Here is an 11,325-nt window from a genome sequence, read left to right on the forward strand (position 1 = left end):
ACCTGCGTGCTGAGGTCCTGTGCTTGTGTCGTGAGCAACTGTGTTGCCGAATGGGAAGACCCGCGAAGCTGATGAGTGGTTGGATAGAAGGAGAAAACAGAGTGGCGAGCAATCCCATTCCAGATCATGTTCCATCCGAGTTGGTGAGAGACTTCAGTCTGTTCACATCGCCCGGCATGGCACCAACACCGAACGGAGATCCGCACGCAGCTGTTGCTCGCGTCCATGGAGAGCCCCGTATTTTTTATTCCCCCTTTAACACGCGCGATGGACGGGGTACCTGGGTGATCACGCGCGCGCGAGACCAGCGCAAGGTGCTAGAGGATCTCGAAACCTTTTCCAGTCATCGCAGCATCTTCTCCTCCGCACTCGGCGAAAACTGGCCAATGATCCCGCTCGAGCTTGATCCACCGGCCCATGGCATCTTTCGTGCACTCCTAAATCCGCTGTTCTCGCCTGGACGAGTGATGGCGTTGGAGCGGACTGTCCGTAAGCAAGCGAGTGCGCTGATCAACCGGATCGCCCGAATGAGGACCAGCTGTGACGTCATGAAGGATTTTGCCATTCCATTCACAGTGGACGTCTTCCTTGGCTTTCTGGGGCTCTCGAATAGCCGAACCGAGATTCTTATTCGCTGGGTAAGCGATTTGCTCCACGGCAATGGAGTTAAGCGAACGGAAGCGGCTCAATCGATCGTGAAGTTCATTGACGAAGTTGCAGCGATGCGCCGCAAGCAACCAGCTGCCGATTTCATGACGTTCGTCGTGCAGGCGCAGATCGAGGGTCGCTCCCTGACAAAGGAGGAAGTCCGGGGCATCGGCGTACTTTTCTTGGTTGCGGGACTCGACACGGTCGCTGCCGCGATAAGCTTTGACCTAGCCTATCTCGCACGCAATCCAGGGGACCAGGACTTGCTGCGGAGAGAGCCCAACCGGATCGCGCTCGCGGTTGAAGAATTGTTGCGCGCCTATTCAACCGTTCAGATCATTCGCGTAGCCACGAAAGATGGAGACTTTGAAGGTGTGCCGATCCGTAAGGGAGACTACGTTTCATGCGCCACGATGATTGCTAACCGTGACCCCGTCGAATTTAAGTGCCCTGACACTATCGACCTGGCACGACAGGACAACCGCCACATAGCGTTTGGCTATGGTCCTCATCTTTGCCTGGGAGCAAATCTTGCGCGGCGAGAGATTGCCATAGGGATCCACGAATGGCTGGCGCGGATCCCCACCTTTCGGATCAAGGAAGGTACGGCGCCGATCACCCATGGCGGCCATGTATTCGGGGTTGAAAATTTGATTCTGACCTGGTCCCGGCCGACTCGCCCGGAGCCGGTAGAGAGAAACGAAGAGCCATCGCACTCGCCAACCGTCGGCATTCTTTCTGCATCAAGCCACGGCATGTGATGTGCTAAACGGAACGAAGTTTCGTATAAGGTCCGGGGGAGCGTAGCCGTTTTAAACGAGAGCGCCGACAATTTTGTCGGCTTTGTCGCATCCACAACACAGCCTTCTTTGGTCGAATCTTTGCCTTTATCTAAGGCTAGATGGCTGAAAAGAAAACATAAAATCTTTTTTAGCGCCGTCAGCCGAACTGGCATGAGTCTTGAACCTCCTTAAAGGCGCCGGTGGCCCGGCTAGCATTCACGTCGATGGACAACCGCGATCGCTGGAGAGCGTAAACTGGTCGTGATGCTAAATGCACGGACAAAACCATTGTCTACGGAGGAAAGAAATGACGAGGATCGCAGAAAAGCCTTTTGAAGCTGTCGAAAAACCACCCTTAGACCGCGCCAGAGCGACCGATTGCGGAGGCGAGCAGCTGGCGCCGGTTCTTGACGCCCAGAAAATGTTCAAGCCCATCATGGAGACCACTATCAGGATCGGTAACCCACTGTCGCCGATTGCTGCACTGCAGGCCGACGTCTGCGCCGAATTTTCGCATCTACAAGCACCGATTGGGGCGACGTCGGCGTCCGAAGTGGTCGAACGGCAGTCGGCCGTCCTGCGCAAGCGCGTCGACATGGCTATTGAGCAGACCAGGAAACTCCAGGCGCTGAACCAATTTGGCCGTCGTTCGGGGCAAAAAAGGTCGGACCGATGATGTATGGCGCACTATTCGTATCGGGGCTGGTGGCCTGTGTAATGATGATCCTCGTGATCGGGCACGAAGCGAAAAAGACGGATAACGGTGCCCCGCAATCCGCCATCTATGGCCATCAGAGCTAGGTGTTGCCGGGCTTTAAGTTTACGCCGACGCCAAAAATACGAAACCTTGGCTGCGCAGGTGAAGGCATGAAAACGCCACTTCCAACCTCAGAACCCCAAATGAATGAGCCGATGGACCAAGCAAGCATAACCGAACTACTCGACCGCGAGGCGATCCGCGACTGCCTCTATCGGTATTGCCGCGGGATCGACCGGGCGGATGAGGCCGCGCTGCGGAGTGCGTACTGGCCGGATGCGCATGACAATCATGGTGCCTATACCGGCTCGGCCGAGGGCTTCATCCGACTTGCACTAGGTATCTTCAAGACCGGACCGCGTAATGTCCATCAGATAGCGAATATACTGATCGAATTCTCCGGACCGTCAGAGGCAGCAGTCGAGAGCTATTTCATGGCGCTGCAACGCGGGCCGGACACGGCCGGTGAGATATGCCAGATGCTCCTGTGCGGCCGCTACTGTGATCTGTTTCACAAGAGGGAAGGGGAGTGGCGCATCGCCGAACGAACCGTGATCTACGATTGGTTTGAGCAACAGAGCCCACCCGCGCCTCCAGAATGCGAAAGGTTTGGATCGCGGCAGCCGATTGGAGCGCCTCATCCGAATGATCCAGTTTATGCGCTTTTGAAGTGCATCATACCTTCGAAAAATCACCTGGAGAACCGGACCGGCATCGGAGGCGAAGGACCATGATTAATCTGCGACACCCAGCGTTCCCTGCTGCCGACGTCTGCTCGGTGAAGATGCGCTTAAATGGTCGTCTGTTCAGGGTCATGACCCCGCCAGCCACCTATTCAGGCATCGAGAGCCCGATGCTGGCGCAGCCACTACGAGATCCCAACGAAGTCTCGCCTCAAATCGAGCCACGCCTTCGCCGTCAATATATTACCGAGAGGACGGCCCGTGTTTTGCCCTACACGTGCGTCGGTCAGGCGGCGGATCCTGATGAGTAGGATTGGAGAACCGGAAGAAGTGGCCGACGCTGTTTACTTCTTGGCTTCGTCTGACGCCTCCTACATCAACGGCTCGATCCTCCATGTGGACGGCGGCTTGACCTCTTCCAGCGCGGACGCGCCAGCAGTGATCTGAGATACATGAGTACCGGGAATTGCCGAGGCGACCGGTCGCGCCCGTCAAGCTCCCGCTCACTTGGCTCGCAGCGCGGCCTGATCGAGACGGAACGTCTCATTGGATCAGCCCCAGCCTTCCACGAGGCGGCTCACGGTGAATGGCAACAGCGGCTTGCGGGGTCGACTACTCCACCATCAATGAGAACCGACCCCGCGGCCGCCAAGAAGCTGGGCGCATCATCTGATCTTCCCCACCGCGCACAAGAATGGCTCGAGAACCGAAGGACGGAAAACAACTGTCTAGCGGAAGGAAGAGACTTAGCCGATCGGCGCCAATGCCGGTCAAAACCACAACCAAACCCAAGGAAAAACCCCAAATGGCGGTGTTTTGCCCCTTGAGTTCTTTTATTGGAGAAGATTCATGGAATTCGCAACATTCATGCTGGCCACTCAGCGCGGTTACCATCAATCGTCCGATAGCGTCATCCGCGACGCCATTGAACAGACCATCCTTTCGGAGCAGGCCGGCTTCAATACCGCTTGGTTCGCGGAACATCACTTCAACAATTACAGCCTAGTTCCGTCGCCCTTGATGATGGTCGCTCATTGCGCCGGTGTGACCACCACCATTCGCCTCGGCACTGCTGTCTGCGTGCTTCCGCTTTATCAGCCGCAGCGCCTGCTCGCCGAGATCGGCTTCGCCGATGTGGTTGCAAGCGGCCGCCTCGAGCTCGGTGTTGGCTCAGGGTATCAGCAGTTCGAATTCGAGCGCTTTGGCGTCAACATCGATGAGGCGCCGGCCATATTTTTGGAATACCTGGACATCTTGCTCAAAGGTCTCAATCAAAATGTCTTCTCGCACAACGGCCACTTCATGCAGCTACCCCCTACGGCGATTTCGGTCCGCACCATTCAAAAGCCCGCCCCGCCGATCTGGATCGCAACTGCGTGTACGCGAAGCATGCGCCGAGCTTATCGTGAGGGACATAATCTCTTCGTAACCGCGTTACACGACGGCTTGGAGATTTTGGGCGCGGTGCGGGGAACCATTCAGAAGGCGGCAGCTTCCGAGGGTAAGAGCCCTAGCGACGCCAAGGTATCGCTGCTGCGCTGCTGTTACGCCAGCGATGATGGAGCGGAGATCGACCGGTATCTCGACAACGCCCGTTTCCAGCGCCGGCTATCCGAAGCGCTGTATCAGCGTCGCCAGCAGAGCCAGGATGGCTATATGATGCAGGCAACGCCGACGCAGCAGGATCTGTCTTTCGAGACTATGCTCGACAACCTGCCGATCGGCAGCATAAACCGAGTTATTGATCGCCTCCTGCAAGAAATCGAAGTCCTGAAGCCGGACCAGATTGCAATTCAGACTCAGTTGGGAGACCTCGATCCGAAGACAATGCTGCGTCAGATAGAGCTCTGGGGAGAAAAGATCATCCCAGCAATCAACAAATCGCTCGGTCATCTGGAGGTTTGAGGCACTACGGTTCGTATGCTTGATTATTTCAAGCGCCGCGCATGCGCGATAGGGGCCTCCGCAAACCGACACAATGGCGTTGCGGGCGCACAATGACGCTGGGCATATGGTGTAGCTAACGCCGATGTCACAGCGCATGCTGGATTATCGTCAAGAGCCGATGGGAGACAGCGTTATCGGGCGGATGGTCGGGTAATTCGTCGCGTCCGGCTTCGCGCTCGTCTGGGTCGAATGGTCGATGTACGCGCGGCGAGGTCTCTGCTTGAGCAATCACAACCAATCCAAACTGGCCGTCGGTCCCTGCGACCGGTCACCTGCGCGACCTGAAAAAAGGACTGTCTCCGCCAATTTCCTGCAATTGTACACTGAAGTACCGGTGACTGTTTAAAAACCTACTCGTCACATCCCAAACACTACCGGACGTAATATCGTGACGCTTGAAAGGTGAAGCCGCGCGCAATCCGCTATAGCCGTCGAGCTTTCCAGTCCCACTGCCTAAAACCGTGACACCACGGGCCATTGAGGCTCGGTCTAGCAAATAGGTTTTTCGGAACTGCTGTCTCTGGCATACTACATTTGAACCAAACCGAGCACTTCAATCTGAGAGGGCTTGCGCCGTAGACCAATTTGTCGCCGTTCTGACGCGACAACCAATTTATGACACCGTCGTCACCTTTGTCGGCTCCGCGACACCGCTTTATTTCGTCAGATCGCGTACTCTACCGTCTAAGTAGCTGGAAAAGCAGCAAATAATTTTCGGTCAGCCCAATCGATCTGCTTGGCATGACTCTTGAACCCCTTCTTGCGAGGCGGCGGAAGCTGCCGGCGGGCATCCACGTCGCGGACAACCGCATTGGTTCAAACAAGTGAAGGAAAGTAAGCATGGCAGCTCTGCGTCAGATCGCATTCTATGGGAAGGGGGGCATTGGCAAGTCCACCACCTCCCAAAACACGCTCGCCGCCCTTGTTGACCTCGGGCAGAAGATCCTCATCGTGGGCTGCGACCCTAAGGCCGATTCCACCCGCCTGATCCTGAACTCGAAGGCGCAGGATACGGTTCTGCATCTCGCGGCAACGGAAGGTTCGGTTGAAGACCTTGAACTCGGCGACGTGCTCAAGGCTGGCTACAAAGGTATCAAATGCGTGGAGTCTGGCGGCCCGGAGCCCGGCGTCGGCTGCGCCGGACGCGGCGTAATTACATCAATCAACTTTCTGGAAGAGAACGGCGCCTACGACGACGTCGACTACGTCTCCTACGACGTGCTCGGCGACGTAGTGTGCGGCGGCTTCGCGATGCCGATCCGTGAAAACAAGGCCCAGGAAATCTACATCGTCATGTCCGGTGAGATGATGGCACTCTATGCCGCCAACAATATCGCCAGGGGCATCCTGAAATATGCCACCGCCGGCAGCGTACGTCTGGGCGGCCTGATTTGTAACGAGCGTCAGACCGACCGCGAGCTTGACCTCGCTGAAGCGCTGGCTGCCAAGCTCAATTCCAAGCTCATTCACTTCGTGCCACGCGACAACATCGTCCAGCACGCCGAGCTCAGAAAGATGACAGTGATTCAATATGCGCCGGACTCGCAGCAGGCGGCGGAGTATCGCGCGCTGGCCGAAAAGATCCATGCAAATTCGGGCCAAGGTACCATCCCGACTCCCATCACCATGGAGGAACTTGAGGACATGCTGCTCGACTTCGGCATCATGAAGACCGACGAGCAGATGCTTGCCGAACTTCAGGCCAAGGAAGCGAAGGCGGCAGCCTGCCAGTAACCGAGGCTGCAGACAAGGGGCACGCAGCTGAACGCCGCGCGCCATTCGACGAACGATGCCTCGTTGCTGAGGCGTCATCCGAACCTTCAAAGGGGGCAGGCCCAATGAATCTCGACTACGAGAATGACAGTGCTTTCCATGCGCAGCTTATCGAGGAAGTGCTGTCGCAGTATCCAGACAAGGCGGCTAAGCGCCGCAATAAGCACCTCAGTGTCGCGACGGGCAGAGAGGGAGCCGGCGAGGACGTAAACGCCGTTTCCGAATGCGACGTAAAGTCGAACATCAAGTCCATTCCGGGCGTGATGACGATCCGCGGCTGCGCCTATGCCGGCTCAAAAGGTGTCGTTTGGGGTCCGATCAAGGATATGGTCCACATCTCGCATGGTCCGGTTGGCTGTGGTCAATATTCCTGGTCACAGCGCCGCAACTACTACGTCGGGCTGACAGGCATCGACACCTTCGTGACGATGCAGTTCACCTCCGACTTCCAGGAGAAGGACATCGTTTTCGGTGGCGACAAAAAGCTGGAAAAGGTCATCGACGAGATCGAGGAACTGTTTCCACTCAATAACGGCGTTACCTTGCAGTCCGAATGCCCGATCGGTCTGATTGGCGACGACATCGAGGCTGTATCCCGAAAGAAGGCCAAGGAGCACGATAAAACGATTGTGCCCGTGCGCTGCGAGGGCTTTCGTGGTGTGTCGCAATCGCTCGGCCACCACATCGCCAACGATGCGATCCGCGATTGGGTCTTCGACAAGAAGGACGTGGAATTCGAGTCCGGTCCCTACGACGTTAATGTGATAGGCGACTACAACATCGGCGGCGATGCCTGGGCCTCGCGCATCCTGCTTGAGGAGATCGGGCTGCGCGTGGTCGGCAACTGGTCTGGGGACGCAACGCTCGCAGAAGTAGAGCGTGCGCCGAAGGCCAAGCTCAACCTCATCCACTGCTACCGGTCGATGAATTACATCTGTCGGCACATGGAGGAAACGTACGGCATCCCCTGGATGGAGTACAATTTTTTCGGCCCATCCCAGATCGAAGCCTCTTTACGCAACATAGCCAAGCATTTCGGACCAGACATCGAGGGCAAGACCGAGAAGGTCATCGCCAAGTACAAGCCCTTCGTCGAGGCTGTGACCAACAAGTACCGGCCTCGCCTCGAGGGCAAGAGGGTGATGCTTTACGTCGGCGGATTGCGCCCCCGTCACGTCATCACGGCCTACGAGGACCTCGGCATGGAGATCGTCGGCACCGGCTACGAATTCGCCCACAGCGACGACTATCAGCGCACCGGTCATTACATCAAGAAAGGCACGCTGATCTACGACGATGTGACCGGTTACGAACTGGAGAAGTTTATCGAGGGGATTCGGCCCGATCTCGTCGGCTCCGGCATCAAAGAGAAATACCCGGTACAGAAGATGGGCATCCCGTTCCGTCAGATGCACTCTTGGGATTATTCCGGCCCGTATCACGGCTATGACGGTTTCGCCATTTTCGCCCGCGACATGGATCTGGCCATCAACAATCCGGTCTGGGGCCTCTACGACGCGCCCTGGAAAAAAAAGACGGCGCCCGCGGCGGCAGTTGCAGCCGAATGAGTCAATGTCTCGCGGACAAGGACCGCGGGAGACCTGAAACGTCTCAAAGGTCTCTGTGCCGCCGTAAGTCGCGGCCAGATGGAAAGAGGTGACCACTATGCCGCAATCGGCCGACAAAGTTCTCGACCATGCTCCCCTGTTCCGCGAGCCGGAATACAGGCAAATGTTTACCGAGAAGAAGCTAAACTTCGAATGTCCACACCCGGATCAGATCGTTACTGATCAACGCGAATTCACCAAGAGCTGGGCATATCGCGCAAAAAACCTGGCCCGCGAAGCGCTTGTCGTGAACCCCGCCAAGGCATGCCAGCCGCTCGGAGCGGTTTTCGCAGCGGCTGGATTTGAGCGGACGATGTCGTTTGTCCATGGCAGTCAGGGTTGCGTTGCCTATTACCGATCGCACCTGTCGCGACATTTCAAGGAACCGTCATCCGCGGTATCGTCGTCCATGACAGAAGACGCGGCTGTATTTGGCGGCTTGAAGAATATGGTCGACGGGCTCGCCAATACCTATAAGCTCTACGACCCGAAGATGATCGCGGTCTCGACCACCTGTATGGCAGAGGTCATCGGCGACGACCTGCACGGCTTTATTGAAAACGCCAAGAACGAAGGTTCCGTCCCGCGTGACTTCGACGTGCCCTTCGCCCACACGCCGGCCTTCGTCGGCAGCCATGTCGATGGGTACGATAGCATGGTGAAAGGGGTGCTGGAGCATTTCTGGAAGGGCACGAAGCGCACCGAAGTCGCTGCTTGCGTAAACATCATTCCTGGCTTCGATGGGTTCTGCGTTGGCAACAATCGCGAGTTGAAACGCCTGCTCAACCTGATGCGGGTAACCTACGTGTTCATCCAGGACGCCGCCGACCAGTTCGATACGCCTTCCGACGGTGAGTTTCGCATGTATGACGGAGGCACCAAGATCGAGGACGTGAAGGCGGCGCTGAATGCTGAGGCAACAGTGTCGCTGCAGCACTACAATACTCGCAAGACGCTGGAATATTGCAAAGAGGTTGGACAGGCGACGGCCTCATTCCACTATCCGCTCGGCGTCAAGGCGACCGACGAATTCCTGATGAAAATTTCGGAGATTTCCAGGAGGGAAATCCCCGAGCCAATCCGGTTGGAGCGTGGCCGACTGGTCGACGCAATGGCAGACAGCCAGTCCTGGCTGCACGGCAAGAAATACGCGATCTACGGCGACCCGGACTTCGTCTACGCCATGGCGAGCTTCATCATGGAGACCGGTGGCGAGCCAACGCATTGCCTCGCCACCAACGGCACCCCAGCCTGGGAAGCCGAGATGAAGGAACTGTTCGTATCTTCGCCCTTCGGCAAGGATGCACAGGTGTGGGCCGGCAAGGATCTCTGGGCAATGCGATCACTTCTGTTCACCGAGCCGGTGGACCTGCTGATCGGCAATTCCTATGGCAAGTATCTTGAGCGTGACACCGGCACGCCACTGATCCGACTGACGTTTCCGATCTTCGACCGGCACCATCACCATCGGTTTCCCCTCATGGGCTACCAAGGCGGGCTGCATGTCTTGACGACCATCCTCGACAAGATCTTTGACAAGCTCGATCGCGAGACGATGCAGCCGGGTGTGACGGACTACTCTTATGACCTCACTCGCTAAGAGCGGCGGCCGGCCTAGGCCGGCCGTCTCTCCGCCGAACTTGAAGGCCAGCGCAATGCCCTCGCTCGACGTCAAAATCCAAGAAGCCTTCGACGAGCCTGCCTGCGCGAGAAATCGCAGCAAGGAGCCCAAGGCGCGCAAAAAGGGCTGTTCGAAGCCGTTGACCCCAGGAGCTGCAGCCGGCGGCTGCGCTTTCGACGGCGCCAAAGTCGTGCTGCAGCCGATCACCGACGTCGCGCATCTAATTCACGCGCCGCTCGCCTGCGAAGGCAATTCCTGGGACAATCGCGGCGCTGCGTCGTCAGGTTCCATGCTTTGGCGCACAAGCTTCACCACGGACCTTACGGAACTCGACATAGTGATGGGGCGCAGCGAGCGGAAGCTCTTCAAAGCGATCCGCGAGATCAAGGAGGGATATGCGCCGGCGGCAATCTTCGTCTATGCAACCTGCGTTACGGCGATGATCGGTGACGACATCGAGGCGGTTTGCAAGCGCGCGGCGGAAATGTTCGCCATACCCGTGGTGCCGGTCAATGCGCCGGGCTTCGTCGGTTCGAAGAACCTCGGCAACAAGCTCGCCGGCGAGGCGTTACTCGACCATGTCATAGGCACGGTGGAGCCCGATGACGCAGGCCCTCACGACATCAATATCCTTGGCGAATTCAACCTTTCCGGCGAATTCTGGCTAGTGAAGCCGCTCTTGGATAGGCTTGGTATCCGTGTCCGCGCCTGCATTCCAGGCGACGCACACTATGTGCAGGTTGCCTCGGCCCACCGCGCACGTGCAGCTATGATGGTGTGCTCGACCGCTCTCATCAATCTCGCTCGCAAGATGGAGGAGCGCTGGGACATCCCCTTTTTCGAAGGCTCCTTTTACGGCATTTCTTCCACCTCGGAAGCGCTCCGGCGGATCGCTGAACTGCTCGTAAAGAAAGGTGCCGACTCCGAGCTTCTCAATCGCACGGAAGCGCTTGTTGCGGAAGAAGAGGAAAGGGCATGGAAGAGGCTGGAAGTCTACCGGCCTCGACTTCAGGGCAAGCGCGTGCTTCTCAACACCGGAGGTGTGAAATCCTGGTCGGTCGTCCATGCGCTGATGGAGATCGGCATGGAGATCGTCGGCACATCGGTCAAGAAATCGACGGTCGATGATAAAGAGCGAATCAAGCAGATTCTGAAGGACGAAAACCACCTGTACGAGTCGATGGCACCGCGCGAGCTCTACTCGATTTTAACCGAGCACAAGGCTGACATCATGCTGTCTGGCGGTCGCACCCAGTTTATCGCACTGAAGGCGAAAATGCCTTGGCTCGACATCAATCAGGAGCGCCATCACGCTTACGCCGGCTATGACGGCATGGTGCAACTCGCACGCCAGATCGACCTGGCAATCCACAACCCGATCTGGGCGCAGGTGCGCGAACCCGCGCCATGGGAGCAGGCACTGCCTGCGGAGGAGAGGTTGGGAGAAGGAAGAGCAAGCGCGTTGAATTCGAACGGCGAGACCGCCGGTGATGACTGTTGAGGTACT

At 57.3% G+C, this 11,325-nt stretch carries 9 protein-coding genes; all 9 read left to right on the top strand.

Annotated features, from left to right (window positions below):
• Positions 1-101: 101 nt before the first annotated feature.
• The gene (locus ISN39_RS34685; protein ID WP_194732444.1) at positions 102-1,409 is read left to right on the top strand and encodes a cytochrome P450; all 1,308 of its coding nucleotides are present in this window, start codon (positions 102-104) and stop codon (positions 1,407-1,409) included.
• 328 nt (positions 1,410-1,737) lie between these two features.
• Positions 1,738-2,106, top strand: a complete 369-nt coding sequence (locus tag ISN39_RS34690) for a hypothetical protein (protein ID WP_194732445.1) — start codon at positions 1,738-1,740, stop codon at positions 2,104-2,106.
• Between the two features lie 236 nt (positions 2,107-2,342).
• The gene (locus ISN39_RS34695; RefSeq protein WP_194732626.1) at positions 2,343-2,921 is read left to right on the top strand and encodes a nuclear transport factor 2 family protein; all 579 of its coding nucleotides are present in this window, start codon (positions 2,343-2,345) and stop codon (positions 2,919-2,921) included.
• A gap of 210 nt (positions 2,922-3,131) precedes the next feature.
• Positions 3,132-3,317 (top strand): SDR family oxidoreductase, encoded by a 186-nt coding sequence (locus tag ISN39_RS34700; RefSeq protein ID WP_281438356.1) that lies wholly within the window; start codon positions 3,132-3,134, stop codon positions 3,315-3,317.
• A 402-nt stretch (positions 3,318-3,719) separates the two neighbouring features.
• Complete coding sequence (locus tag ISN39_RS34705) at positions 3,720-4,775, top strand: LLM class flavin-dependent oxidoreductase (RefSeq protein ID WP_194732447.1); 1,056 nt, start codon at positions 3,720-3,722, stop codon at positions 4,773-4,775.
• Positions 4,776-5,657: 882 nt separating this feature from the next.
• Positions 5,658-6,551: a nitrogenase iron protein gene (nifH, locus tag ISN39_RS34710; RefSeq protein ID WP_022719163.1), complete on the top strand. Its 894-nt coding sequence runs from the start codon at positions 5,658-5,660 to the stop codon at positions 6,549-6,551.
• A gap of 104 nt (positions 6,552-6,655) precedes the next feature.
• Positions 6,656-8,158 carry a nitrogenase molybdenum-iron protein alpha chain gene (nifD, locus tag ISN39_RS34715; protein WP_194732448.1) on the top strand — a complete coding sequence of 501 codons (1,503 nt, stop codon included), beginning with the start codon at positions 6,656-6,658 and terminating at the stop codon, positions 8,156-8,158.
• 97 nt (positions 8,159-8,255) lie between these two features.
• Entirely contained in the window at positions 8,256-9,797 is a 1,542-nt protein-coding gene (gene nifK / locus ISN39_RS34720; protein WP_194732449.1) for a nitrogenase molybdenum-iron protein subunit beta, read from the top strand.
• A gap of 55 nt (positions 9,798-9,852) precedes the next feature.
• Positions 9,853-11,319, top strand: coding sequence for a nitrogenase iron-molybdenum cofactor biosynthesis protein NifE (gene nifE, locus ISN39_RS34725; RefSeq protein ID WP_194732627.1), 1,467 nt, complete (start codon positions 9,853-9,855; stop codon positions 11,317-11,319).
• The last annotated feature ends 6 nt before the right edge of the window (positions 11,320-11,325 follow it).

Source organism: Rhizobium sp. 007 (genome assembly GCF_015353075.1).
In the GTDB taxonomy this organism is placed as follows: Bacteria; Pseudomonadota; Alphaproteobacteria; order Rhizobiales; family Rhizobiaceae; genus Rhizobium.